At 64.9% G+C, this 25,747-nt stretch carries 23 protein-coding genes, 1 tRNA gene and 1 pseudogene; 9 read left to right on the forward strand and 16 right to left on the reverse strand.

Features of this window, described 5'->3' with window-relative positions; genetic code table 11:
• Nucleotides 1-52 precede the first annotated feature (52 nt).
• Nucleotides 53-1,165 carry a pyridoxal phosphate-dependent aminotransferase gene (locus DEM25_RS10825; protein WP_109767255.1) on the reverse strand — a complete coding sequence of 371 codons (1,113 nt, stop codon included), beginning with the start codon at nt 1,163-1,165 and terminating at the stop codon, nt 53-55.
• A 273-nt stretch (nt 1,166-1,438) separates the two neighbouring features.
• Here DEM25_RS10825 and DEM25_RS10830 point away from each other — a divergent pair.
• Nucleotides 1,439-1,529, forward strand: a tRNA-Ser gene (locus tag DEM25_RS10830).
• A 119-nt stretch (nt 1,530-1,648) separates the two neighbouring features.
• On the opposite strand, the gene DEM25_RS17945 is transcribed toward DEM25_RS10830, so the two are convergent.
• Nucleotides 1,649-1,795, reverse strand: coding sequence for a hypothetical protein (locus tag DEM25_RS17945; protein ID WP_196780353.1), 147 nt, complete (start codon nt 1,793-1,795; stop codon nt 1,649-1,651).
• A 51-nt stretch (nt 1,796-1,846) separates the two neighbouring features.
• Between DEM25_RS17945 and DEM25_RS10835 the strand changes: the two genes are divergently transcribed.
• Nucleotides 1,847-2,125 (forward strand): hypothetical protein, encoded by a 279-nt coding sequence (locus DEM25_RS10835; protein WP_147393312.1) that lies wholly within the window; start codon nt 1,847-1,849, stop codon nt 2,123-2,125.
• Nucleotides 2,126-2,142: 17 nt separating this feature from the next.
• Nucleotides 2,143-3,270, forward strand: coding sequence for an anhydro-N-acetylmuramic acid kinase (locus DEM25_RS10840; RefSeq protein WP_109767252.1), 1,128 nt, complete (start codon nt 2,143-2,145; stop codon nt 3,268-3,270).
• A 52-nt stretch (nt 3,271-3,322) separates the two neighbouring features.
• Here DEM25_RS10840 and DEM25_RS10845 read toward each other — a convergent pair whose 3' ends face one another.
• The 3 genes from DEM25_RS10845 to DEM25_RS10855 form a co-directional block, all read right to left on the reverse strand.
• Nucleotides 3,323-4,204, reverse strand: coding sequence for an ABC transporter permease (locus DEM25_RS10845; RefSeq protein ID WP_109767251.1), 882 nt, complete (start codon nt 4,202-4,204; stop codon nt 3,323-3,325).
• Nucleotides 4,201-5,154 (reverse strand): ABC transporter permease, encoded by a 954-nt coding sequence (locus DEM25_RS10850; RefSeq protein ID WP_245412872.1) that lies wholly within the window; start codon nt 5,152-5,154, stop codon nt 4,201-4,203. The genes DEM25_RS10845 and DEM25_RS10850 overlap by 4 nt, the downstream gene beginning before the upstream one ends.
• Before the next feature lie 80 nt (nt 5,155-5,234).
• Nucleotides 5,235-6,743, reverse strand: coding sequence for an ABC transporter substrate-binding protein (locus DEM25_RS10855; RefSeq protein ID WP_109767250.1), 1,509 nt, complete (start codon nt 6,741-6,743; stop codon nt 5,235-5,237).
• Between the two features lie 210 nt (nt 6,744-6,953).
• Here DEM25_RS10855 and DEM25_RS10860 point away from each other — a divergent pair, with 210 nt between their 5' ends.
• Nucleotides 6,954-7,937 (forward strand): ABC transporter ATP-binding protein, encoded by a 984-nt coding sequence (locus DEM25_RS10860; protein ID WP_109767249.1) that lies wholly within the window; start codon nt 6,954-6,956, stop codon nt 7,935-7,937.
• Nucleotides 7,931-8,923 carry an ABC transporter ATP-binding protein gene (locus DEM25_RS10865; protein ID WP_439650678.1) on the forward strand — a complete coding sequence of 331 codons (993 nt, stop codon included), beginning with the start codon at nt 7,931-7,933 and terminating at the stop codon, nt 8,921-8,923. The genes DEM25_RS10860 and DEM25_RS10865 overlap by 7 nt, the downstream gene beginning before the upstream one ends.
• Nucleotides 8,924-8,957: 34 nt before the next feature.
• On the opposite strand, the gene nagA is transcribed toward DEM25_RS10865, so the two are convergent.
• The 5 genes from nagA to murA all read right to left on the reverse strand — a co-directional run bounded on the left by nagA (nt 8,958) and on the right by murA (nt 14,167).
• The gene (gene nagA / locus DEM25_RS10870; protein ID WP_109767248.1) at nt 8,958-10,100 is read right to left on the reverse strand and encodes an N-acetylglucosamine-6-phosphate deacetylase; all 1,143 of its coding nucleotides are present in this window, start codon (nt 10,098-10,100) and stop codon (nt 8,958-8,960) included.
• Nucleotides 10,097-11,137 (reverse strand): SIS domain-containing protein, encoded by a 1,041-nt coding sequence (locus DEM25_RS10875; protein WP_109767247.1) that lies wholly within the window; start codon nt 11,135-11,137, stop codon nt 10,097-10,099. The genes nagA and DEM25_RS10875 overlap by 4 nt, the downstream gene beginning before the upstream one ends.
• On the reverse strand, nt 11,137-11,940 hold the full coding sequence (locus DEM25_RS10880) for a GntR family transcriptional regulator (RefSeq protein ID WP_245412873.1): 804 nt from the start codon (nt 11,938-11,940) through the stop codon (nt 11,137-11,139). Before DEM25_RS10880 ends, DEM25_RS10875 begins: the two co-directional genes overlap by 1 nt.
• A 77-nt stretch (nt 11,941-12,017) precedes the next feature.
• Nucleotides 12,018-12,911 carry a glucosamine kinase nucleotide-binding domain-containing protein gene (locus tag DEM25_RS10885; protein WP_109767246.1) on the reverse strand — a complete coding sequence of 298 codons (894 nt, stop codon included), beginning with the start codon at nt 12,909-12,911 and terminating at the stop codon, nt 12,018-12,020.
• Nucleotides 12,908-14,167, reverse strand: coding sequence for a UDP-N-acetylglucosamine 1-carboxyvinyltransferase (murA, locus tag DEM25_RS10890; protein WP_109767245.1), 1,260 nt, complete (start codon nt 14,165-14,167; stop codon nt 12,908-12,910). Before murA ends, DEM25_RS10885 begins: the two co-directional genes overlap by 4 nt.
• Before the next feature lie 202 nt (nt 14,168-14,369).
• On the opposite strand from murA, the gene DEM25_RS10895 reads away from it, so the two are divergent.
• The gene (locus DEM25_RS10895) at nt 14,370-15,293 is read left to right on the forward strand and encodes an N-acetylmuramic acid 6-phosphate etherase (protein ID WP_109767244.1); all 924 of its coding nucleotides are present in this window, start codon (nt 14,370-14,372) and stop codon (nt 15,291-15,293) included.
• Nucleotides 15,294-15,580: 287 nt separating this feature from the next.
• On the opposite strand, the gene urtE is transcribed toward DEM25_RS10895, so the two are convergent.
• From urtE to DEM25_RS10930, 6 genes are all read right to left on the reverse strand, one after another.
• The gene (gene urtE, locus DEM25_RS10905; protein ID WP_109767242.1) at nt 15,581-16,276 is read right to left on the reverse strand and encodes an urea ABC transporter ATP-binding subunit UrtE; all 696 of its coding nucleotides are present in this window, start codon (nt 16,274-16,276) and stop codon (nt 15,581-15,583) included.
• Between the two features lie 4 nt (nt 16,277-16,280).
• Entirely contained in the window at nt 16,281-17,021 is a 741-nt protein-coding gene (urtD, locus tag DEM25_RS10910; RefSeq protein ID WP_109767241.1) for an urea ABC transporter ATP-binding protein UrtD, read from the reverse strand.
• On the reverse strand, nt 17,018-18,247 hold the full coding sequence (urtC, locus tag DEM25_RS10915) for an urea ABC transporter permease subunit UrtC (protein ID WP_196780354.1): 1,230 nt from the start codon (nt 18,245-18,247) through the stop codon (nt 17,018-17,020). Before urtC ends, urtD begins: the two co-directional genes overlap by 4 nt.
• Nucleotide 18,248: 1 nt before the next feature.
• Nucleotides 18,249-20,201, reverse strand: a complete 1,953-nt coding sequence (gene urtB / locus DEM25_RS10920; RefSeq protein WP_109767371.1) for an urea ABC transporter permease subunit UrtB — start codon at nt 20,199-20,201, stop codon at nt 18,249-18,251.
• A gap of 71 nt (nt 20,202-20,272) precedes the next feature.
• Entirely contained in the window at nt 20,273-21,568 is a 1,296-nt protein-coding gene (urtA, locus tag DEM25_RS10925) for an urea ABC transporter substrate-binding protein (protein WP_109767240.1), read from the reverse strand.
• Nucleotides 21,569-21,823: 255 nt separating this feature from the next.
• Entirely contained in the window at nt 21,824-23,047 is a 1,224-nt protein-coding gene (locus DEM25_RS10930; protein WP_109767239.1) for an ROK family transcriptional regulator, read from the reverse strand.
• A 168-nt stretch (nt 23,048-23,215) separates the two neighbouring features.
• Here DEM25_RS10930 and DEM25_RS10935 point away from each other — a divergent pair.
• The 3 genes and pseudogenes from DEM25_RS10935 to DEM25_RS10945 form a co-directional block, all read left to right on the forward strand.
• Nucleotides 23,216-24,248: pseudogene (locus DEM25_RS10935) on the forward strand (sugar ABC transporter substrate-binding protein).
• Between the two features lie 86 nt (nt 24,249-24,334).
• Nucleotides 24,335-25,393, forward strand: coding sequence for an ABC transporter permease (locus tag DEM25_RS10940; protein ID WP_109767238.1), 1,059 nt, complete (start codon nt 24,335-24,337; stop codon nt 25,391-25,393).
• Nucleotides 25,393-25,747: ATP-binding cassette domain-containing protein (locus DEM25_RS10945; RefSeq protein WP_147393313.1), on the forward strand; the 355-nt coding region annotated here is incomplete at its 3' end. The genes DEM25_RS10940 and DEM25_RS10945, both read left to right, overlap by 1 nt.

Raw genomic sequence — 25,747 nt, forward strand, 5'->3', positions numbered from 1 at the left:
TGCCCGCCGAAGCCGGCCTTGAACCAAGCCCTCGCCGATTTGCCGTTTGCGATCAAGCATCGCCGCGCGCTTGGGCAAGCGCTATCGGCAGCGTCGTGGCGAAATGCGCCAGCTCTTCAGGCCGGCCGACGCTGACGCGGATACACCGGTCGAGCACCGGCGCCATCGGCTTGCGCACGAAAACCCCGCCGGCCATCAGCCCCTTCAGAACCGCCATGGCATGGTCGCCGTCGCGCCCGCAATCGAGCGTGACGAAATTGGTTGCCGAGGGCAGGGCGGTGAGCCCGTTGTCGCCCCCGATCCGCGCGATCTCGTCGCGGGCCGCCGCGATCTTGCCCAGCGTGCCGGCCAGCCAGTCGCGGTCGCCCAGCGAGGCGAGGGCGGCGGCCTGCGCCATCACGTTAACGCCGAAATGATCGCGCACCTTGTCGAACGGGGCGATCAGCGCCTTGGTGCCGAACGCATAGCCGCAGCGCAGGCCCGCCAGCCCATAGGCCTTTGAAAAAGTGCGCAGCCGGATCAGGTTGGGCCGTGCGGTGTTGATGGGCGGCAGCGTGCCCGCCGGCGCTGTCTCGCCATAGGCTTCGTCCAAAACGATCAGCGTTCGTTCGGGCACGGCATCGCAGAACGCGTCGATCGCGGCGGCGTCCCACCATGTCCCCATCGGATTGTCCGGGTTGGAGACATAGACGATCGCCGCGTTTTCGGCGCGCGCCGTGGCGGCGAGCGCATCGAGGTCTTCCCGGTCGTCGCGATAGGGCACGGTCGCCAGCCGACGGCCATAGCCAGCCACATGATAGTTGAAGGTCGGATAGGCGCCGAGCGAGGTGACGATTTTGTCGCCTTCGCGCGCAAAGATGCGCACGATAAGCCCGAGAAGACCGTCAATGCCCGGCCCGACGACGATCTCCTCCAAGGCGACGCCGAGACGGGTTGCCAGCGCCTCGCGCAGCGCCCAGCTTTCGGGGTCCGGATAGTTCCGGACCGCCTCGCGCGCCGCCCGGGCCATCGCCGCGGTCGCCGCCGGCGCCGCGCCGAAATTGCCCTCATTGGCGCCCAGCCGCGCCTCAAATGCCGTGCCGGTCTCGCGCTCGGTGCGCTCGGGCGCAACGAAAGGGATCGTCGCCGGCAGGGCATCGACGAGCGGATTGGGGTGTGGCGGCATGGCTGGCGCTCCTGCGGGTCGGGTGGCGCCGCTGATAGCAGATTTTCGCGCCCCGGTAAGCGGGCGTTGCGCGGCTTGGTAAGCATCGGTCAGCGCTCCGTCACCACCTGTCCTTTGAGCCTGGAAGGCGGGGCGAGGGCGCCCGACAGAACCGATCGCGTCGGATTTGGCCAGCACCCGCCGGTTTGATCCTGCCGCGCGCCGTGGCAGGCCGCACGAAACTGCATCGGGGGCGGTTGCAAAATCGCCGGAAATCCTCGAAAACGCCCGAACGGAGAGGTGGCCGAGTGGTCGAAGGCGCTCCCCTGCTAAGGGAGTAGGCGGCAAAACCGTCTCGAGGGTTCGAATCCCTTCCTCTCCGCCATTGTTTCGCTCACGCCAAGCTCATTGCGTTCGCTGGCTCCGCGGAGGCGGCCTGACCGGCCGGCGCACGGTCGTGCGCTTGCGGAGGCCGGGTTCGAAGTTTCTCCCGAACTCTCCGCCTCAGCCGCAGGCGGCATCGCTGCATCGCGCGAAACGGTGGATCGCGGCGCTTGGCTGCCGCGCAATCCGCTCGACAGTGCAGGCGCGTCCCGCGGCGCGGTCGCGATCTTCCGCTTCGCGCCGGCAACCGGGTCCGTCGATCTCCATCAAACGTCCCGGATCGGGGGCTGCGTTGTCTGTGTTGCGTGACGCCGATGTTTGCATGGCGAAACCGATTGCCAGATTTCGATCCAAGACATATCATACCTTTTAAATACCAGTGAGCGGCGATTGACCGAAGACATGCCTCAAGACGGGTTCCGCGACGATGTGACGGGCAGGGATGATCGCCGGCATCGCCGCGGCGCATTTTCCTTCCACTGCAGCCTGTCCGGCGATGCCGGCTCGACAGCCGCCCTCCACAGTTTCCGCCGCCAGCCGGCGGGCTCCATCTTCCCGCAGCACCTGGCGCCGCCGGCCCAAAGCGCTGCCGCCTGACCAAGGAGACGTCCAACATGCAGCCTGCCTGGGCAATCGGCCTGATGACCGGCACCGTTCTCGACGGGTTCATCGACATCGCAATGATCAAGACCGACGGCGAGACGATCGATGCGTTCGGTCCATGGGAACTGGCGCCCTATCCGACCGACATACGCTCGTTGCTGCGAGAGACCTTCCAGGCGGCCCTGCAATGGCGGTTTTCCGGCCCGGAACCGGAGATCTTCCGCGAGGCCGAGATCGCCTTGACCCGGGCGCAGTCGGAGGCGGTCAATCGCTTCCTGGCCAAACATGGCTACCAGGCGGCGGACATCGCGGCGGTCGGCTTTCATGGCCAGACCGTTCTGCATGCGGCGCCTGAGAACGGCCATCGCGGCCGCACCCGGCAGCTTGGCGACGGCGCGATGATGGCCTCGATCATCGGCACCGACGTCGTCTACGACTTCCGTTCGGCCGACATGGAGGCCGGCGGCCAGGGCGCGCCCCTGTCCGCCATCTATCACAAGGCCATGCTGCGCAAGATCGACGCGCGCAACGACACGGCGATCCTCAATCTGGGCGGTGTCGCCAACATCACCTGGTGCGACGGCGACGAGATGATGGCGTTCGACACCGGGCCGGCCAATGCGCCGGTCAATGACTGGGTCTCGGCCCATTCTGGCGCCGACATGGATGTCGACGGCAGGATCGCCGCCGCCGGCTCGGTCGACGAGGACCGGCTAAAGAGCCTGTTGGAGCACCCTTATCTTTCGGCGGCGTTCCCCAAATCGCTGGACCGGTTCGATTTTCTGGCGTCGATGGCCGACGGGCTGCGCCTTGAGGACGGTGCGGCGACGCTCACCGCCTTCACCGCCGGTTCGGTCGGCAAGGGGCTGGATCTGCTGCCCAAGCGGCCCACGCGGATCATCGTGTGCGGCGGCGGGCGCAAAAACCCCACCATGATGCGCGAAATGGCCAAGCGCACCGGATGCGAGATCCTCCTGGCCGAGGATGTCGGCCTGCGCGGCGATGCCGTCGAGGCCGAGTGCTTTGCGTTTCTGGCGATCCGTTCGATGCGCCAGATGCCCTATAGCTACCCGCTGACGACGGGCGTCAAGACGCCGCAGACGGGCGGAAAACTGGCAAGCCACGTGGCGGCAGGCTGAACCGGCCGTCCGACGGGTGCATTTGCCCCGTCCGACGATCCCGTGCGCCGGATCAGCTTTGGCGCAGCCGCGGATCGAGGTTGTCGCGCAGCGCGTCGCCGAACAGGTTCAGCGCGAAGGCGACGATCAGAATGGCGAGCCCGGAAAAAATCGCCGCCCAGGGCGCAAGAAACAGGAAGTTGCGGCCCTCCGACAGCATCATGCCGAGCGATGGCACCGGCGGCTGTGTCCCCAGCCCGAGAAACGACAGGGACGCTTCGACCAGGATCGCCGAGGACAACAGAAGGCTGACCTGGACGAGGATCACGCTCGCAAGGTTGGGCAGGATGTGGAAGACGATGATGCGCAGGTCCGACGCGCCGATCGACCGTGCGCTGAGCACATAGTCGCTCGATGCGACCACCAGTGCGGGCGCGCGCAGCAAACGGGCGAATATGGGCGTGTAGACGATGGCGATCGCCGCCGCCGTCGGAAAACTGCCCGGTCCCAGCAGCGCGATCACGCCGATGGCCAGCAGCATGACCGGAAACGCGAACAGCACGTCCATCAGCCGCATGATGATGCGTTCCGTCCAGCCGCGATAATAGGCCGCCAGCAGCCCCAGAATGCTGCCGAAGACGAGGGCCACACCGACAGCCCCCGCCGAGATGGCAAGGGATGCGCGCAGGCCGTGCATGATCCGGGACAACAGATCGCGGCCCAGCTGGTCGGTGCCCAGCCAGTGCGCCGCCGAAGGGCCCTTCAGGCGCTGGATGATGTCCTGTTCGAGCGGATCGTAGGGCGCGATCCACGGCGCCGCCACGGCCACGATCGTGATGAGAATGATCATGCCGAGCGACAGATTGTAAAGGCTCGGCTCGGGCAGGGTGAACCGCCGCGCCGGATGGGTTGGCACGGGCTGCTCGGCCGGACGTTCGATGGTGCCGCCGCTCATTCCGTGATCCTCGGGTCGATCAGCGTGTAGACGATGTCGACCAGGAAGTTGATCAGCACGAAGCTGCACGTCACCAGCAGGATTGCTGCCTGCAGCAGCGGGTAGTTGCGCTCGGCGATGGCGCCGAGGATCAGGCGGCCGAGACCGGGAATGGCGAACACCTGTTCGATCACGATCGCGCCGCTCAGAAGATAGCCCGCCATGATGCCGACGCTGGTCACGAACGGGATGATGGCGTTGCGCAGCGCGTGGCGATAGAGGATGCGGCGCGCCGGCACGCCCTTGGCGCGGGCGGTGCGGATATAGTCCTGTTGCATGGCTTCGAGCAGCGTCGAGCGCAAAAGGCGCGCCAGGTTTGCCATGATCGGCAGGCTCAGCGCGAAGGCGGGCAATATCAGGCGTTGTATGTTGCCGATCGGATCGGTCGTGAACGGCACATAGCCCAGCATCTGGAGGCTCGGCGCCACCGTCGACAGCACCAGGATCATGATGATCCCCAGCCAGAAGGGCGGCACCGTCAGCCCGATGACCGAGCCCGCCTGGACAAAGGCTTCGCCACGCCTGCCCCTTATGTTGGCCATCAGGATGCCGAGGGGAATTGCGAGAACGATCGCCGTCAGAAGCGCCAGCAGGGTGAGCTGCAGGGTCGGCCAAACATGATGGCCGATCTCCTCGATCACCGGCCTGCCCGTCCAGATCGACACGCCGAAATCGCCGCGCAGCACATTCGACACCCAGACGAAATATTGCTCGTGGATCGGCAGGTCGAGGCCCAGCCGGGTGCGGATGGCGGCAATCCGTTCCGGCGTCACCTCGGCATTGGCGCCGAGCATGATAGCGACGGCGTCCCCGGGGATCATGCGGATGAAGCCGAAGACGAGAATGGAGACGCCGAAAATGACGATCGCCAGATCGATCAGCCGGTCACGCAGTCGTTTCAGCAACACCATGGACTGTCATCATACCGCAAAGGCGGAGCGGGCGGCCTTGGCGGAACGTGTGCACCGTTCCGCCAATCCGTCCGTACTCGTTATTCGGTGACCGACGTGCCGCCCAGCGACCGCATCGAACGGGTGGGGCTGATCGAATAGCCGTCCACATTGTCGCGCATCGCCGTGTAGAGCTGGCCGTAGGTCAGAAAAGCGGCCGGACCCTGGCAGGCCAGTTCCCGCTGCGCGTCCGCATAGATCTCCTGCCGTTTGGCGGTATCGGTCTCCTCGCGTCCGGCATCGAGCAGGGCATCGAGGGTTTCGTTCGAATATTTGAACACGTTGGTCGAGCCGCCTGTGCGGAAGGTGCGGTAGAAATAATCGTCGGGCTCGATCGTCCCCGAATTGAGGGACACGAACATGTCGAACTCCGAATTCCGCCAGTTCTGGACGAACTGACCGATCTCGGGAATGTCGAGCTCGAGATCGATGCCGATCGCCGCCAATTGCTGCTGGACCACCTGGGCGATACCCTTGGTGCTGTCGCGCGGCAGCACCAGCAGCGTCGCCTCGATCGGCGTTTCGATACCGGCTTCCTCCAACAGCGCTCTGGCCTTGTCCGCGGACGGGGTGAAGCAGCCGAACTCTTCGAGCGGCAGGGCGTAGTTGGTCAGCGCCGGCGACAGCGGGCCGCCTGGCACGCCGGCCCCGAACAGGGCGGCGGCGACGATGTCGTCGCGGTTGATCGCGTAGTTGATCGCTTCGCGGACCTTGGCGTTGTCGAAGGGCGGACGCGAGACGTTGATGCCGATCAGCGAATAGGCCAGTTCCAGCGTCTCCTCCAACTGGACGCCGCCGGCGCCCTGGAACTGCTGGGCCATCACGCCGTCAATGTTGGGCAGCATCTGGTACTGGCCCGAATTCAGGCCGACCTGGCGCGTCGCCGCTTCCGGCACGATGTTGAAGACCACGCCCTCCAGCGCCGGCCGTTCCTCGTCCCAATAGTCCGCATTGGCCTCCAGCGTGATGGCGACATCGGGTTGCCAGGAGACGAACTTGAACGGGCCGGTGCCGTCGGGCGCCCTTTGCAGCGAGTCCGTGTCGTCTTCATACTTGGCCGGCACGATGGCGATCGAGGTCAGCGAGGACAGGAGCGGTGCAGAAGGTGCCGAAAGGTTGAGAACCACGGTGCTGTCATCGGGTGTCTCGATGCTGTCGACCGCGGCAAGACGGCTGGCGAGCGGTGAACCGGTGTTTTCGGCAAGCACGCGATTGAGGCTGGCGACCACATCCGCCGACGTCATCGCATCGCCGCCATGGAAGGTCACCCCCTCGCGCAGGGTGAAGGTATAGGTCGTCTTGTCGTCGGAAATCTGCCATTCCGAAGCCAGGCCCGGAACGATGTTCAGATCGTTGTCCAGCGCCGTCAGCCCTTCATAGATGGTGCCATCGATGATCTGGAATGAGGAAAACGCTGTGACGATGTGCGGATCGAGACCGGACGGCGATTGCTCGACGGCCACTTGCAGCGGCGCCGACAATGCCGGACCGGAAACGACGGCCGCCACGGCCACGCCGCATGTCAATGTGAAGGTGCGAAGGCTTTTCATGATATGACGTTCTCCCAAGACGGTTTCGCTCCCAAGGCTGTATCGGTGGCTGCGCCTTTGTTGACATTCCCTGGCCAAGCTGGTGACATAGTCCACCTCAATACCATTTCTCACCTCGTCAGCATTGTCAATGTAACCAATAACGTACGAGTTGGAATCAGATAGCGGCTGAGGCCGCTCTGTCCCACCCGTTCCGGAGCCTACGTTCTCGTGCAGCATAGTTCAAACGCCGACGTCCAGGACCAGCCGCTTCTGGCGATAGAAGACCTCCATCTGTCGACCCGCTCGGCGGTGCTGGTGGAAGGCATCAGTCTGACCGTCAACAGGGGCGAAATGGTCGGTCTCCTGGGCGAATCGGGATGCGGAAAGACGATCACCGCCCTGTCGGTCCTCGGCCTGCTGCCGAAACACGCCGTCAAGGTGTCGCGCGGCCGCATCCTCTTCGAGCAGACCAACATGGCCGATCTTGACGAGACGGAACTGAACCGCATTCGCGGAAACCGCATGGCGATGATCTTCCAGGAGCCGATGACCTCGCTCAATCCGATCATGACCATCGGAGCGCAGATCGGCGAAGCGCTGGAAATCCATCGCAAGATGGCCGGCCGAGAGCGCAAGGCGGAGGTCAAGCGGCTGTTGGGCCTTGTGGGCCTGCCCAGCGAAGACGCGCAGTTGCAGCGCTATCCCTTCCAACTGTCCGGCGGCCAGAGACAGCGCGTGATGATCGCGATTGCGCTGGCTTGCGAGCCGGCCCTCCTGATCGCCGACGAGCCGACGACCGCACTCGACGTGACCATCCAGGCGCAGATTCTCGACCTGATCGCCGAGATGCGCAAACGTTTCGGCATGGCCTGCGTGATGGTCACGCACGACCTCGGTGTGATCGCGGAAACCTGCGACCGGGCGGTGGTCATGTATGCCGGCAGGATCGCGGAGGAGGGGCCGGTCGACGACCTGTTCGGCAATCCGATCCACCGCTACACGGAGGCGCTCATCGGGACCATTCCCGCAGCCAATCCGCCGGGATCGCGCCTGCCGGCGATACCGGGCGCGGTGCCGCCGCCGGGGGAACGGCCGAAAGGCTGCGCGTTTGCCGGACGCTGCAATTTTGCGATCGACGTTTGCGCGACAGAAACGCCGCCCGAGGTGCGCCGCGGCGCCCACGCCGGCTATTGCTGGAACCCGGCATCATGAGCCCGCTCCTGTCCGTGCGCGATCTGGTCAAGCACTATCCAACCGGCTCCGGCGGCAGGGTGCTGGCGCTCGACGGCATTTCCTTCGACCTCGATGCAGGTGAAATTCTGGGCATCGTCGGCGAATCGGGCTGCGGCAAGAGCACGCTCGGCCGCACCATCATGCGTCTGGACGATCCGACCAGCGGCGAGATCATCTATGGCGGCCGCGACATCGCAACGATCGGCAAGCGCGATCTCAAACAGGCGCGGCGCGACATCCAGATGGTCTTCCAGGATCCGTTCGGCTCGCTCAATCCGCGCCACACAGTCGGCACCATCGTTGGCGAGCCGCTGATCGTGCATGGGATCGCCAACCGTCGGGAGCGCATTGCCGAATTGCTCGATCTGGTCGGCCTTCCCAAAAGCGCGATGGAGCGTCTGCCGCACCAGTTTTCCGGAGGCCAGCGGCAACGCATAGCCATCGCCCGCGCGCTGGCGATCAGCCCCAAGATCATCGTCGCCGACGAGGCCGTCTCGGCGCTCGATGTCTCGATCCAGTCGCAAATCATCAATCTGCTGGCCAAGCTGCGTGCCGAACTCGGGCTTTCCATCATCTTCATCAGCCACGACCTGTCGGTCGTCCGCCATGTCAGCGACCGGATCGGCGTGATGTATTTCGGCAAGCTGGTCGAGTACGGGCCCTCGCAGTCCATCTTCGAAGCGCCGCGCCATCCTTACACGCGGGCGCTGCTGTCGGCTGTGCCGCGCATTCCCGGACGCGAACTGGCGCAATCGGCCGTGCCCGAACGGATCGTCCTGACCGGCGATGTGCCCAACATCGCGCACCGGCCCGAAGGCTGCCTGTTTCATCCCCGCTGTTACTGGAAACAGCCCGACTGCGATCGCACGAGCCCGGAGCTGCGCGTTCTGGAGGGCGACGATTTCCCGGCGCGCACATGCGCCTGCCATTTCGCCGACGACCCGGCGGTGACGACGCCGAACTGACGCGCCGTCAAGGCGCCGACCCCGTTTGCCGGCCCTATGGGTCGGGTTCGCCGGCCATATGGACCTGGGCGATATCGAGGCTGTCGTGCAGGGCAACGATGTCCGCGCGCGCGCCGGGCCGCAGCGAGCCGATCGTCTCGAGCCCGAGCATGCTTGCCGGCACCGACGTGGCCATGCGCAGGGCGTCGACCATGGCGACGCCGCACTCGCGCACGGAAAAGCGGATGGCGGATATCATGTCCAGATCGGAGCCGGCGAGCGTGCCGTCTTCGATGGTCAGGCGCCCGCCCTTGCGGTGGACGATACGGCCGTTCAACTCGAACGTGTCGGAGGGGTCGCCGACCGAGGACATCGCATCGGTGACCAGCGTCAGCCGGGTCTTCGGGCCCGCCGCGAAAACCATCGACAGGACCGACGGGTGAACATGGTGGCCGTCGGCGATCAGCCCGCAATAGATATCCGGGTTTTCGAGCGCGGCCCCGATCAGGCCCGGCTGACGGTGGTGCAGCGGCTCCATGGCGTTGAAAAGATGCGTGACCGCGCGCGCCCCCGCCGAGAAATAGCGCCGGGCCGTGTCGTGATCCGTCGCCGTATGGCCAAGGCTGACGATCGTTCCTGCCTGTGCAAGCGCGGCGACATCGTCGACCGTGGCGTTTTCCGGGGCGACCGTCGCAACGATCCGGCCCAGATCCCGGCGACGGAGCAAAGCCAAATCGTCCCGCTCCATGGGCCGGATGAAGCGCGGATCGTGGACGCCTTTCCGCGCAACCGAGATATGCGGGCCCTCGAAGTGAATGCCGACAATGCCCGGTGCGCCCTGTTGCGTCGCCTCGGCGGCCGCTGCGGCCGCGGCCTTTGTGACCGCCGGCTCATCGGTGATCACGGTCGGCAGCAGGGCGGTCGTCCCGAAACACCGGTGGGCGTCGGCGATCCGTGCAAGACCTTCGGGACTGGGATTGTCGTTGAACAGGACGCCGCCGCCGCCATTGACCTGCCAGTCGACAAATCCCGGCGACAGCCATTCAGCCTCCGTGTCGACGATCCGGCTGCGCGCCGGCGTATCGGCCAGCGGGGCCAGACCCTTGACCCTGCCGTCCTCGACGACCAGCTGGCGGTCGCGATGGACGACCGATCCATCGAAAATCGCGCTTGCCCTGAAAACGGTCGGCCCGCTCATATCGTCTCGGTGACCTTTTTGAGCAGTTTGGGCGAATCCGGATCGAGACCGAGATCGAATGCGAACCGCTCCGCGAAAACATAGAAGGTCGTGATCTGGCTGATGCAGTCGAGCATCGGGTGCGGAGCCGCGGCGCATGGCAGGTAGGAAACGCCCGGCAGGTCCAGCGGCCGGTCGCCGGCGGGATCGGCGACGAAAACGGCAATGCCCATTTCGGCCATGCGTCGGACCGCGTCGATCAGGCCCTGCCGCGCCTCGTCGCGGCTGAGGAAGACGAGCGCTGCCAGGCCGCTGGCCGCCAACTGGATGGGACCGTGCAGCACCTCGGCGGAACTGTAGCTCTCCGCGTGTTTTTCGCACGTCTCCTTCAGCTTGAGCGCGGCTTCCTGGGCGATGGAAAGTCCCGGCCCGCGCCCGATGACGTAAAGCGAGTGAACGGGCTTCAACCGTGTGACCAGATCGCGCCAGTCGCAACCGATGGCCCGGTCCAGCGCGTCCGGCAGATCCGCCAGTGCGGCAAGCAGACCGTCGTCCCGGCTGACATGCGCCGTCAGCGCGGCGATGGCGGTCTGCGACATGACGAAGGATTTGGTCGCCGCGACGGACTTCTCCGGTCCCGAGGCAACCGGCATCAGGCAGTCGGCACCTTCTGCCAAAGGGCTGTCAAGCGTGTTGACCAGCGCCAGGTTCAGGGCCCGCTGATCGCCGGCCATCTTCTGGAACGCCACCAGGTCGGGGCTTTTGCCGGATTGCGAGATCGAAAGGCACGCGGCGCGATCAAGGCGCAATTCGCGTTCGTAGACCGAGGCGATCGAGGGCCCGACCGAGGCGACCGGTATGCCGGTCTTCAGCTCGAACAGATATTTGAAATAAAGCGCGGCATTGTCCGACGAGCCGCGCGCCATGGTGACGACGAGGGCCGGATCGAACGCCGCGAGCCGGTCGGCACAGCCTTCGTAGGTGGCCAGATGGTCGTGCATCTGTTGAGCGACGAGGGCGGGAATGGCCCGCGTTTCCTGCTGCATCAGGCTTGTCATCAGCGTTTGCCCTGCATGGTCTTTGGCCGTGCGCCGGGAAGCGTCAGTTCGGCGATGAAATCGTAGCGGTCACCCCGATAGTAGGAGCGGGTGAACTCGATCACCCGGCCGCTGTGCAGACGCGACAGGCGCTCGATGTGGAGCGCTGGCTCGCCTTCCTCGCACTTGAGGAGTTCCGCCTCGAATGCGGGCAGGCGGCAGGCATGCATGCGCTGCAGCGCCTTTTCGGGCAGCGCGCCCTGTGCGGCCAGCGTCTGATAGAGCGAATCCTGCATGTCGTCGATATCGGGCAGAATGCTGGCGGGCACAACGGCCATTTCGATCGCCAGCGGTTCGCCGTCCGCCAGCCGCAGACGATGCAGGCGCGCAACCTTCTCGCCCGGCGAAAGGCCCAGCACCATCGTCTCTTCGGTCGACGGATTGTCGATGGTCTTTTCGATCCAGCGGGCGCTCGGCACATGGCCGAGCGAGTGCATGTCCTCGCTGAACCCGGTCAGGGTTCCGAGCGACTGCTCGATGCGGTCTTCCTCGCTGCTGACATAGGTGCCCGAACCGTGGCGCTGACACAAAAGCCCCTCATTGACGAGCAGTTCGAGACCCTTGCGCACCGTCACCCGCGAAAGGCCGGTCGCGCCGACGATTGTCCGTTCCGAGGGCAGCGCGTCGCCGGCCTTCCAGCTTCCGCTCTCGATCAGGTCGCGAATCCGGTTGGCCAACTGGATGTAGCGCGGCGTCGGATTGTTCTGGTCGATCGGACCGTAGTCCTGGAATATCTTGTCGATCGTGACTGGATAATCGCTCAAAGCCTACCCCTGTTCCCCGGTATGCGCCGCGGCCGCTTCATGGCCGTTTTGCGTATTGTCCGGTCCATTCTGCATCGTCACCGGCCGATTGCCGGCCGTCCGGCAAGGATCGCGGCCCCGTCCAGGCTGTCGCCCAGCTGCGGGCTCAATCGGCGGCGCAGATCCGGCGCAAGCCAGCTCTCGATCACGCTCGCCAGCCCGCCGATCAGCGTCAGCCGTTCGGCCCCCCGTTCGAAAAGCGTTCGACCGATGGTCTCGATCGCCGCGGCCGCGTCCTGCATGATGCGCCGAGCCGCCGGATCGCCATCGTCGGCATGGCGGACGACGATCGGCGCAAAGGCTGCGTAGTCGGTTGCTGTTGCCTGATCCATCCATTGGACCGCATTGCCCGGATCGTCGCCGAAACGGCCCATGATCTCGCCGAGCAGCGCGGTCATGGCCATCCGGCCGTCATGGGCCATCATCGCGGCGCGGACGACGCGCAGCCCCAGATAGGCGCCGCTGCCCTCGTCCGATATCGGAAACCCATAGCCGCCGATCTTGATCAGCTGCCCCGACAGGCGCGCCAGCCCGCAGCTTCCCGTGCCGACGATGACGATTGCGCCGTCGCGCCCGCCATGCGCGCCAAGACAGGCGATCTCACCGTCTGTCGCAAAATGCGCCGACGCAAACGGATGCTCCATCGCTTCCAGCGCCTCGCGCGCGCCTTGCCGCGACAGGCCGGCGACGCCGATGCCGGCATGAATGTGTCCCGCGTCCGATCGGCCGATGCCTGCTTCGTCCAGCGCGTTTGAAAAGGCGGTCGAAATCGCCGCCCAGGACGCTTCGACACCGAACCGCGTTGCCGCCGGACCGGCCAGCCCGCCGCCTATCACCTTGCCGTCTGCGGTTTCCAGCCGCGCGCGGCAGCCCGTGCCGCCGCCATCGACCGCCATGAACAGCGCTTCGTCATCGACTTTGGCCGTCGTCATTCGGCGACCCTTTCGATGGCCGCGCCGCACCGGCGCAGCTTGCCTTCAATGTCTTCGAAACCGCGATCGAGATGGTAGACCCGGTGCACGGTCGTTTCGCCCTTGGCGACCAGACCGGCGAGCACCAGCGACATGGAGGCGCGCAGATCGGTGGCCATCACCTGGGCGCCGTGCAGTTCGCCGACGCCCGTCACGATGGCGGTCGATCCGTCATGGCGGATGTCGGCGCCCATGCGCTGCAATTCCGGCACATGCATGAACCGCGATTCAAAGACGCGCTCGCGGATCACCGAAACACCGTCGGCAAGGCACATCAGGGCCATGAACTGCGCCTGCAGATCGGTCGGAAAACCCGGAAACGGTTCGGTTGCCACGTCAACGCTCGTCAGCGCGCCGCCGCGCCGGGCGATCAGCCCCCGGTCGGACGGGTAGATGACGATGCCGGCCTGTTCGAGGATCTGGCAGGCAGCGCCCAGATGTTCCAGTCGCGCGCCGATGATCTCCAGTTCACCGCCGGTCATGGCGGCGGCGATCAGATAGCTGGCCGCCTCGATCCGGTCGGGCACGATGGCGTGGCTGACGTCGCTCCAGCTGTCGGTGCCCTGAACCGTGATCTTGTATGTTCCGGCGCCTTCGACCCGCGCGCCCAGGCCGTTGAGGAATGCCGCCAGATCGACGATCTCGGGCTCGCGCGCCGCATTGACGATCTCGGTCTCGCCCCGCGCGCCGGCCGCCGCCATCAGCGCGGTGTGGGTTGCACCCACCGACGCCATAGGCAGCGCGATGCGTGCCCCTCGCAATCCCTCGGGCGCCTGCACGTCATAGATGCCGCCGCCGAAATCGATACGGGCGCCGAGCGCCTCCAACGCGCCAAGGTGCAGATCGACCGGGCGTGTCCCGATGGCGCAGCCGCCCGGCCGCGAAATCCGGGCGCGGCCAAACCGGACGAGAAGCGGCGCCAGCACCAGAAACGAGGCGCGCATCTTGCGCATGATGTCGTAAGGGGCATCGGCGGCACGCAGGGCCTCCGTGGAGAATTCGATACGTCCATGGACGGGATCGCCGGTCTCGACGCCGCACAAGCCAAGCAGTTCGAGCATGGAGCGGACATCGCCGACATCGGGCAGGTTGGACAGGCGCACCTGGCCGCCGCCGAGCATCGATGCCGCCAGAATGGGAAGCGCGGCATTCTTGGCTCCGGCAACCTGCATCGAGCCCGAAAAGGGGCGACCGCCCGCGATGATCAGCTTGTCCAAATCAACCCCGTCATTTGATCATACCTCTCCATTACCGGATAAATCCAATTATTGTCCACTTCAATCCGGATCGACCGTCCGGCTCCCGCCAACGCATCGCAAACGAGCTGAATGAGGGTTGAATTTCGCCGGTCTTGCAATACAAATCGGAGCCGGCCTTCTGCTAATTGGTCATGTTTTGGTATTATAAGGATTTCCGGCCTTGACCCCGTCACCGAACAGCGAACATCGCCCGAACACCGAAGCGCACGATGTCGATTCGCCGTTTCTGGACAGTTTGGGTGACGGCGCGCTCTTCGACGCGCTGGTGGGCAGCCAGGCCAAGGCGGTCGATGCCGTCAAAGCGGCGCAGACGCAGATCATGGACGCCGTTTCGTCTGCTGCTGCGCGGCTCGAAAAACCGAAGGCGCGTCTTGTCTATTGCGGGGCGGGCACGTCCGGGCGCGTTGCGCTGCTCGATGGTGTCGAACTTAACCCGACATTCAACTGGCCCGATGGGCGGCTTCATATCCTCGTTGCCGGCGGTTCGGCGAGCATCGTCGAGGCGCAGGAGGGCGCCGAAGACGATGAAGCGGCGGCGGCGCGCGCCGTGGACGACCTCGCTCTTGACGAGAACGACGTCGTCATCGGTCTGGCCGCCAGCGGCACGACACCGTTCGTGATCACGGCCTTGAAGGCGGCCAACCAGAGCGGTGCCCTGACCATCGGCATCGCCAACAATGCGCGGACGCCGGTTCTTGTTGAGGCCGATGTGCCGGTGTTTCTGGACACCGGTTCGGAAGCGCTTGCAGGATCGACCCGGCTGGCGGCCGGCACTAGCCAGAAGATTGCGCTCAACATCTTCTCGACCGCTCTGATGGTGCGGCTGGGAAAGGTCTATCGCGGGCGGATGATCGACATGCGCGTCACCAACCGCAAGCTGCGAAGCCGGGCGCTGGGCATCGTGCGCGATATTGTCGGCTGCAGCGAACAGACGGCGCGGGACGCGCTCGAAGCCAGCGATTACGACGTCAAGCGTGCCATTTTGATGGCGCGCGGCGCCGGCCGGGACGAGGCGATCGCGTTGATCGACAAGCATGGCGGCCGGATCAGGGAGGCGGATCGGGACTGGATGAGCCAGAGCTGATCCTTTGATCACCAACGGTCCGTGGCCGATATGGCGGCTGCCGCGCTTCAGGCCGCGCTCCCTGACGCCGGCCGTTGCGCCGCCGAGGCGTTCGGCGACATGCTGCGCGAATATCCGCGCCCGGCGGGATCGATGCGATTGCCAGGTTCGTCTATTCGACAGCCATCAACGCCAAGAAGAATGCCGGGAACAGGCAGGTTCTCGAGCAAGGGCTGGCGGTCCTCAAGGCATCGGTTCTGGATCTGGCCACCGCCGCCCGGTGAGCCGGGCGCGAAAAGGATCGGCCGTCACACCGAAACGGCATCGACAAGCGCGTCGCGCGAGACCGCGTCACGGCTGCCGGCCAGCGTAACCGCGCCGCGTTCCATGACGACGAATTCGTCCGCCAGCCCGTAGGCGAAGTCGAAATACTGCTCGACCAGCACGATCGCCATCTGCCCCTGCTGGCGCAGATAGTCGATCACCTTGCCGATCTGCGTGATGATGTTGGGCTGGATGCCCTCGGTCGGCTCGTCCAGCAGCAGCAGCTTGGGCCGCGTCACCAGCGCCCGCCCGATGCTCAATTGCTGCTGCTGGCCGCCGGACAGGTCGCCGCCGCGCCGTCCGTCCATCTCCTTGAGCACGGGGAACAGTTCGTAAATCTCGTCGGGCACCGCCCGTTCGCCGCGCGGCAGCGTCGCAAAGCCGGTCTCAAGGTTCTCGCGCACGGTCAGAAGCGGGAAGATGTCGCGCCCCTGCGGCACATAGCCGACGCCTTTGGCGGCGAGCACATGCGCCGGCACCTTGCCGATCGTCTCGCCGTCCAGCGACAGCGCGCCGCCCGAGCGCGGGTGAACGCCGGCGATTGCTTTCAGAAGGCTGGTCTTGCCGACGCCATTGGTGCCCATCACGCAGGTGACGCGGCCTGTTTCGGCGGTGAACGAGACGCCATTGAGGATTTGCGACTGGCCGTAATGCAGGGTCAGGTCGGAAACGGAAAGCATCGGTTCAGCGTCCCAGATAGACGTCGATCACGTCTTGGTTGGCGGTCACATGGTCGAGCGAGCCTTCGGCCAGAACCGAACCCTCGTGCAGCACCGTCACCTTGCAGCCGAGCCGCCGCACGAACTCCATGTCGTGCTCGACGACGACGACGGCACGGGTTTCGGCGGCGCGTTTGAGAAGTTCGGTCGTGTGCTCGCGTTCGCCCAGCGTCATGCCGGCGGCGGGCTCGTCGACCAGCAGCAGTCTGGGGTCCTGCGCCAGCAGCATGCCGATCTCCAGCCACTGTTTCTGGCCGTGCGCCAGCTCGCCGGCCGGCCGGTCCAGATGATCGGCAAGGCCGACTTCCTCGGCAAGGTCCGCCACCTTGTCGATATCGGTTCGCGCCGCGCGCCATGCCATCACGCCGAACGGGCTGCGGTCGTTTTTCAGCGCCATCATCAGATTGTCGCGGACGCTTTGCTGCTCGAAGACGGTGGGCCGCTGGAACTTTCGACCGATGCCGGCGCGGGCGATTTCGCTCTCGCTCATGCGCAACAGGCTCCTGGGCGGTTCGCCATAATCCACGCGGCCCTCGTCCGGCCGGGTCTTGCCGGTGACGATGTCCATGAAGGTGGTCTTGCCGGCGCCGTTCGGTCCGATGATGGCGCGCAACTCCGCCCGCCCGATCTCGAACGACAGATCGTTGATCGCCCTGAAACCGTCGAACGTGACCGAGACGCCGGCCACTTCGAGAAGACTGCTCATGCCGCCTCGCTTGCTTTTTCAGCCGATTTGGCCGGGGTGGGCGGCGGCGCGGCGATGGCCTGCCGGTTGCGCACCAGCGCATCGACCAGACCGCCAAGGCCCTGCGGTGCGAACAAAGTCACCAGAACGAAACCGAAGCCGAGCAGCACCAGCCACCAGTCGACCCATTCGATTGTGTAAAAGCCCAGCGGAATGTCCGGCACCTGCCCGGATGTGAACCAGGTGGAAACGAGCGAAACGAGCGCGGCGCCGATCACCGCGCCATAGAGCCGACCGCGCCCGCCGATCGCCACCCAGACGGCCAGATAAATCGAGGCGATGGGTGCGATCTCCGCCGGATTGATGATGCCCGCCTGCGGATAGTAAAGCGCGCCGGCAATGCCCGCGATCACGGCGGTGACGGTGAAGACGACCAGCTTGTAGGCTTCGACGTTGTATCCGAGGAACCGCACCCGCGCCTCGTCGTCGCGGATGCCGCGCACGACATTGCCGAACTTGCCCGAGACCATCCAGGCGGCGAACAGATAGCCGGCACCGAGCGCGAAGGCGGACGCCCACAGGAACCAGACGGAGATGACATCCTGCGAGAGGTTTTCCGCGCCCGGAATGTTCTGCAGGCCCGACAGGCCATTGTTGCCGCGCAGGCCGGAATCGTTCTGGAACAGATAGAGCGACAGCGCGAGCGTCATCGCCTGCGTCAGGATGGAGAGATAGACACCGGTGACGCGGCTGCGGAACGCCAGCCACCCGAACACCAGCGCCAGAAGGCCGGGCACCAGAACGACGAGCGCGATCTGGATGATCAGGCTGTCGGCAAACATCCATATCGCCGGGATTTCCGATCCGCCGACCACGCCGAAGATCTGCGATCCGATCGCCTCGCGCACCTCTTCGGGCGTCGGTGGCAGTTGCGCGGCGCCGAGCTGCTCGACGACGATGGACTTGGTGCGCTCATACATGAGCCACATGCCGATCATGTAGCCGCCAAGGCCGAAGAAGGCGAAATGGCCGAGCGAAAGAATGCCGCAGTAACCCCAGACCAGATCCATGGCGATGGCGATCAGGCACAGGCACAGCGTCTTGCCGAGCGTCTTGACGAAGCTGGTCGAGATCAGGCCCACGCCGAAGCCTTCCGACAGGATTGTCGCGCCGACCGTGAACAGGGCCAGAAGCGCGATGAAGACCATCACGGAGGGATGGCGCAGAAGGAAGGTGCGCTCGATCATCTCAGTCTCCCGCCGCGCGGCCCTTGAGGGCGAAGATGCCCTTGGGACGGAACTGGATGAAGATGATGATGAAGATGATCATGTAGGTCTGCGCGGCCAGCGTGTTGGCCGGGTTGAACCATTCGATGATCTTCTGCAGCGAGCCGATCATGCCGGCGCCGGCCAGCGTGCCCCAGATGTTGCCGACCCCGCCGACAACTACGGTCATGAAGCTCTGGACGATGTAGGAGGCGCCAAGTTCCGAGGTGACCTGCGCGTAAAGCCCGATGGCGACACCGGCAATGCCGGCAATGCCCGAGCCGAGGCCGAAGGTCAGCATGTTCACCCGGTCGGGACTGATGCCCATCGAGGCGGCCATGCGCGAATTCTGCGTGACGGCGCGCACTTCGAGCCCGAGCCGCGTGCGGTTGAGGATGAACCACAACAGGACGAAGAAGATGACGGCGAGGGCAAAGATCGCGATCCTTATGTAGCTGATCGAAACCACATCGTTGAGCGACCATGCGCCGTCGAGCCAGCCCGGCGCTGTCAGCGGCCGGGCCTGCGTGCCGAAAATGTTCTTGGCAAGCTGCTGCAGCGCAATCGAGATGCCGAACGTCGCCAGAAGCGTTTCAAGCGGCCGATGCATCAGATGGCGGATCACCAGCCGTTCGAGCGCGACGCCGGCAAGGAAGGCGATTGCGAACGCCAGCGGCAGCGCGATGACGATCGACGCGGTGTAGTTGGGCACGAACTGCTGAACGACGAAGCCCGTATAGGCGCCGATCATGATGAATTCGCCATGCGCCATGTTGATGACGCCCATCACCCCGAAGGTGATGGCAAGGCCGATGGCGGCGAGGAAGTAGATCGAGGCCAGCGAGAGACCGTCGAGACCCAGATCGACGACGCGGTAGGCGCCGACACGGCTTTCGATGGCATTGAGCGTCTGCGCCGCCGCATCGGTGACGGCCTGCGACGGTTCATTGTAGGTCTCGAAGAAGACGTGCTCGTTTACCGCCGCAGCCCGCTCTTCGACGGTCACCGCCGGCGGCACGGTGCCCGACCGGGCCAGCGCCGCATAGGCGGCATCGCGTGCGGCATTGGTGTCGAGCGTCGCAACGGCGATGCCGGCAACCGTGCCATTGTCGATGTTGGCGATCAGCGCCGCGTCGCGCGTCTCCGCATCGACAAGGGCCGGTGCCAGATCGGCGCTGACCAGCATGGCGTAGGCTTCGTCGATGGCGATGTTTACGCCCGGTTCCAGCACGCGGGCGATGTTGGTGTTTTCGGGCAGCGTCTCGGCGGCACGCATGCGCGTCGACAAGAGCGGATTGAGCGTCGCCCGCACATCGACGGCGATGTCGCCCGCAAAGCTTTCGATGGCGTCGACGCGGGCCGCCTCGTCATCGTCGAACGTGGCGGTCAGAAGCCGCTCGAGCCGCGTCTTGCGCGCCAGCAGCGCCGGGTCGGCCTCGCCGTTGATCGACGCGCGCAGGGCCGTCAGGTGCGACGCCTCCGGATCGCGCTCGATGGCGGTCAGGCCGGCGGCGCGCCGTTCGGGATCGGGATCGGAAAGCTGGAACTGGACCAGCGCCGTCGCAATCACGCCGCGCACGCCGGAGTTGGGGCGAAGCTGGCTCATACCGTCCTCGGGGACGTCGCCGAAGAATTCGCCCGTATCGATGTCGATGAGTTTCATCGGGTCGGCGTCTTCATCCTCGACAAGGAAGAACAGCCCGTCCGCGTCCCGCTGAAAAACGACACGGTCGCGCCAGCGCTCGAGGAAAAGAGGAGCCCGCTCGCTGCCGGTGGCGATGATCGCATCGAGCACCGGTTGCACGGTGCGCCGCGAGGCCCGCTCGATGTCGGCGCGATTGTCCTGAAGGACGGCCTGGATCGGGCCTGTCTGCGCATGGGCCGGGCCGATCGCGCCAAGGCACGCAATCGCAAGGACCACTAGAAGTCTGATCATGATCAGCCCGATACCCCGATGCATGTACCGGAAGGGCCGGCGGCCCTTCCGAACGCTTTTGGAACGTCAGATCAGTAGTTGGATTCGATCTGCACGCAGGTCTCGGTTTCGGTGTTGAACATGCCGCAACCCAGCTCCTGCCAGTTGGAGACGAGCACCGCGCTTTCCGGCAGGAAGTCGGTCCAGGCATCGCCCGGCACTTCCTCGGTCTGGCTGATGATGTCGAACTGGCCGTCCTCGGTGATCTCGCCGATCAGGACGGGCTTGGTCAGGTGGTGGTTGGGCAGCATGGTCGCCGTGCCGCCGGTCAGGTTCGGGAACTCCTGGCCCCACATGGCTTCGCGAACGGCGTCAACGTCGGTGGTGCCGGCTTCGGTAACCGCGTTCACCCACATGTTGAAGCCGATATAGTGCGCCTCCATCGGGTCGTTGGTCACCCGGTCCTCGCCCATCCGTGCCTTCCAGGCGGCCACGAACGCCTCATTGGCCTCGGTGTCGGCGGACTGGAAATAGTTCCACGCGGCCAGATGGCCGACCAGATCGGACGTATCGAGGCCCGACAGCTCTTCTTCGCCCACCGAGAAGGCGACGACCGGAATGTCGTCGGCGGAGATGCCGGCCGCGGCGAGTTCCTTGTAAAAGCCCACATTGGCATCGCCATTGATGGTCGAGATCACGCCGACCTTCTTGCCGTCGGCGCCGAGCGCGACGACATCGGCGACGATCGACGACCAGTCCGAATGGCCGAACGGCGTGTAGTTGACGAAGATATCCTCCTCGGCGATGCCATTGTCCTTCAAATACTGTTCGAGGATGCGGTTGGTCGTGCGCGGATAGACATAATCGGTGCCCAGAAGCGCGAACTTCTCGACGCCAAGCTCCTCGAGGAAATAGTCGGTCGCCGGGATCGCCTGCTGGTTGGGAGCAGCGCCGGTGTAGAAGACGTTCTTCGAGCTTTCCTCGCCCTCATACTGGACCGGGTAGAACATCAGCCCGTTGAGCTCTTCGAGAACCGGCAGGGCCGCCTTGCGGCTGACCGAGGTCCACGATCCGAAGATCACGTCGACTTCCTCGACGGTGAGCAGTTCGCGCGCCTTTTCGGCAAACAGCGGCCAGTCGGAAGCCGGATCGACCACCACCGCTTCCAGTGGCCGGCCGAGCAGGCCGCCCTTTTCGTTCTGGTCGTCGACGAGCATCTCGATCGTGTCTTTCAATGTCGTCTCGGAAATCGCCATCGTTCCGGACAGCGAGTGCAGGACGCCGACCTTGATCGGCTCTTCCTGCGCCTGGGCGGCGCCGATCAGCGCGGTGGTTGCAAGAAGGCATGAGGCAAGCAGAAGGCGGTGGTTTTTGGCGGCTGTGATCATTTTGACGCTCCGTGCGATGAAATCTGACGCGAGGAACGAAGCAACAGCCGTGCCAAGTGGCGAAAGAGGGCGGCCGGACCTTGATTCCCGGTGCGAGTCGCATGGAAGGCGCCATATGCCGGGCACGCGTTCCCCGGCGTCAGAAAATGTCAGGATGCCTAAAAGATGTTCAGTTCTTTTGCGCCGCACAAAAAATGCACACACCGCTTCGAACCTTCCGCAGCGTGACCTTTTTGGGAAGCGGTGCGGAGCCGGTCAGGCGGCGGCGCTGGTCCGCTGGACCAGAAACCGGTCGGAGATCGGCAGCATGGAAGCGCCGATGGCCCGTGCATTGCTGCCGACGCTGCCGCTGACGATTTCCGGCACGAGGATGCCGTTGGTGTTGCAGCTTTCGATGGCAGCGTTGATCCGTGCGGTCAGGTCGGCCCGGACCCTGGCCGGAAAAGCGCCATCGACGACAATGACGGGGAAATCGAAAACGGCGCAGACGGTGACGATCGCGTCGGCCATGCTTTGCGCCGTCCCGGCCAGCCATTGGGTCAGCTGCGGTTCAAAGCCGCTCCAGTCCTCGGTCTGGCGCCACAGATCGGCTGGATCGATGCCGGCCTCGATCAGCGACCTTTCCAGCGTGAACAAGGAGGCCGTGTCGATCAGCTGGCCGCCATTGCCACGGCGCGGATCGCGCGAGGGCAGGGGGCCGAACGCCGCCGCATTGCCCGTGGCGCCGGTCTGCAGCGCATGATTGAGCACAATGCCGCCGCCAATGAAGAAGCCGACGAAGAAATAGGCGAAGTCGCGAATCTCGCGCCCGTCGCCGACCGTCAGTTCGGCCAGGCACGCGCTGGACGCATCGTTGACCAGCATGACATCGAGGTCGGTCTGCGCCCGCGCGGCCGCGACAAGGTCGAAACCGCGCCATTGCTGCATCTGCGTCGATGGTGCGCCGACGCGGTCCAGCCAATGCCAAAGCTCGAACGGAGACGCCACGCCGATGCCGATGATCCGGTCGCGGATCGCCGGATCGAGGGTCTCGACCAGGGCCGGCAGGCTGTCGGCGAGAAAGGCCATGATGGAATCGGGCGTCGGAAAGGCATGCGTGGTGCGGATCTGCTTGCGGACGATGCCGGTGAAATCCATCAGCGACAGATCGGCGCTGCGCCGGCCGATCCTGAGGCCGACCGAAAATGCGCCATCGGGGTTCAGTGTCATCGGCGTCGAGGGCTGGCCGACCTTGCCGCGTACGCGCTGCGCGCGCATCACCAAACTGTCCTTTTCAAGCTGGCGGTTGATGACCGAGATGGTTTGCGCGGACAGGCCGGTCAGCCGCGCGATCTCGGCCTTCGACAGCGCGCCATGACGGCGCAGGAGCGACAGGATCACCCGTTCGTTATGCGCCCGGACACCACTCTGGTTGGCGCCGCTGATCTGCGGTGCCGGACTGGTTGCTGGTTCTGGATTGGTGGATCGAGCGACGGTCAATGCGCCCTCCCAGCGCGCCTGGCAGGTGGGAATAGACCAAATGGGAATTAATAAATCAAGTTGATTTAATTATTGACAGGTTGGTTCGCTTGGTGTCCATTGACCGCGCTCGTCCATTTGCCGGGCGGGAGGAAAATGTTCGGCGGCATGGCCGCCATGGGAGGAAACATGAAAAAGACGCTTCTTGCCGCATGCGCCGGCGCGCTCGCCGCCACTGCCGCTTTCACCGTGCCGGCCAGCGCCGACGATCACGCGATCGGCGCCTGCCTCATCACCAAGACCGACACCAACCCGTTCTTCGTCAAGATGCGCGAGGGCGCCACGGCCAAGGCCGAGGAACTCGGCATCGATCTCAAATCGTTCGCTGGCAAGATCGATGGCGATCATGAGACCCAGGTCCAGGCCATCGAGACCTGCATTGCCGACGGGGCCAAGGGCATCCTGATCACCGCTTCGGACACATCGTCCATCGTCTCTTCGGTACAGCAGGCGCGTGACGCGGGCCTACTTGTGATCGCGCTCGACACGCCGCTCGATCCGATCGATGCCGCCGACGCGACGTTCGCCACCGACAACTTCCTCGCCGGCGAACTGATCGGCCAATGGGCCGCGGCAACGCTCGGCGATGCGGCCGCCGACGCCAAGATTGGCATGCTCGACCTGGCCGTCAGCCAGCCGACCGTCGGCGTTTTGCGCGACCAGGGGTTCCTGACCGGCTTCGGCATCGACGTGAAGGACCCCAGCAGATGGGGCGACGAGGACGATCCGCGCATCGTCGGCAACGATGTGACCGCCGGCAACGAGGAGGGTGGCCGCCGCGCCATGGAAAACCTGCTCGCCAAGGATCCGATGATCAATGTCGTCTACACGATCAACGAGCCGGCTGCCGCGGGCGCCTATGAAGCGCTGCGCGCGATCGGCCGCGAGAACGATGTGCTGATCGTGTCCGTCGATGGCGGCTGCCCGGGCGTCCAGAACATTGCCGACGGCGTGATCGGCGCCACCTCGCAGCAATATCCGCTGCTGATGGCATCGCTGGGCATCGAGGCGATCAAGAAATGGGCCGATGAAGGCGTCAAGCCCGAGCCGACCGAGGGCAAGGACTTCTTCGACACGGGCGTCGCGCTCGTCACCGGCGCGCCGGTNCGATGGCGTCGAGTCCATCTCGGTCGAAGAGGGCATGAACCTCTGCTGGGGTTGAGTCCCGGCGACATCGGCCGTCAAAACCGCTAACATGACGGACGGGCACCGGCCCGTCCGTTTCGATCCTGCCCAGCGAGCGCCGTCATGAACCCCCAGGATTACGAAGCCGCCGCCTCGACCAGCCCGACGGAGATCGCCTCCTTTGCCGGCCGCGAGCAGACGCCGTTGCAGCGCTTCCAGCATCTGCTGCACCAGAACCCGGCCTTGGTTCCGCTGATCGTCCTGGTGCTGTCGGTCGCCGTCTTCGGCGTGCTGCTGGGCTCGAAATTTTTCTCGCCTTTCGCGCTGACGCTGATCCTGCAGCAGGTGCAGATTGTCGGCATTGTCGGCTGCGCGCAGGCGCTCGTCATCATGACCGCAGGCATCGATTTGTCGGTCGGCGCGATCATGGTCCTGTCCTCGGTCGTGATGGGCCAGTTCACGTTCCGCTACGGCCTGCCGCCTGAGGTCGCCGTTGCCTGCGGGCTGTTGTGCGGCACGCTGTGCGGCTTCATCAACGGCTTTCTCGTGGCCAAGATGAAGCTGCCGCCCTTCATCGTCACGCTCGGCATGTGGCAGATCGTGCTGGCCACAAACTTCCTTTATTCGGCCAACGAGACGATCCGCTCCCAGGAGATCGAGGCGAACGCGCCGCTGCTGCAATTCTTCGGAAACAAGATCGAGATCGGCGGCGCGATCTTCACCTATGGCGTGATCTTCATGGTGCTGCTGACGCTTCTGCTCGCCTATGTGCTGCGCCAGACGGCCTGGGGGCGACACGTCTATGCGGTCGGCGACGACAAGGAGGCGGCCGAATTGTCGGGCGTCGAGGTCGATCGCGTGCTTATCTCGGTCTACGCGCTGGCCGGATTGATCTGCGCGTTCGCCGGCTGGGCGCTGATCGGCCGCATCGGCTCGGTTTCGCCGACATCGGGCCAGCTGACCAACATTGAATCCATCACCGCCGTGGTCATTGGCGGCATCTCGCTGTTCGGAGGGCGGGGATCGATCCTGGGCATGCTGTTCGGCGCGCTGATCGTCGGTGTCTTCACGCTGGGTTTGCGCCTGATGGGCGCCGACGCGCAATGGACCTATCTCCTGATCGGCCTTCTGATCATCGCCGCCGTGACGGTCGACCAGTGGATCAGAAAGGTGTCGGTGTGATGGAACAGCGTGTCGATCCCATCCTCAAGGCCAAGGGTCTGACCAAGCGGTATGGCCGCGTGACCGCGCTCGACGATTGCGACTTCGAACTCTATCCGGGCGAGATCCTCGCTGTGATCGGCGACAATGGCGCCGGCAAGTCGACGCTGATCAAGGCCGTCTCGGGCGCCGTCGCGCCAGATGAGGGCACGGTCTGGCTCGAAGGCAAGCCGGTGCGCTTCCACTCGCCGCTCGATGCGCGCGATGCCGGCATTGAGACCGTCTACCAGACGCTGGCCATGTCGCCTGCCCTGTCGATCACCGACAACATGTTCATGGGCCGCGAACTGCGAAAACCGGGCATCATGGGCAAAT

It is taken from the genome of Oceaniradius stylonematis, assembly GCF_003149475.2.
Taxonomy (GTDB): domain Bacteria; phylum Pseudomonadota; class Alphaproteobacteria; order Rhizobiales; family Rhizobiaceae; genus Roseitalea; species Roseitalea stylonematis.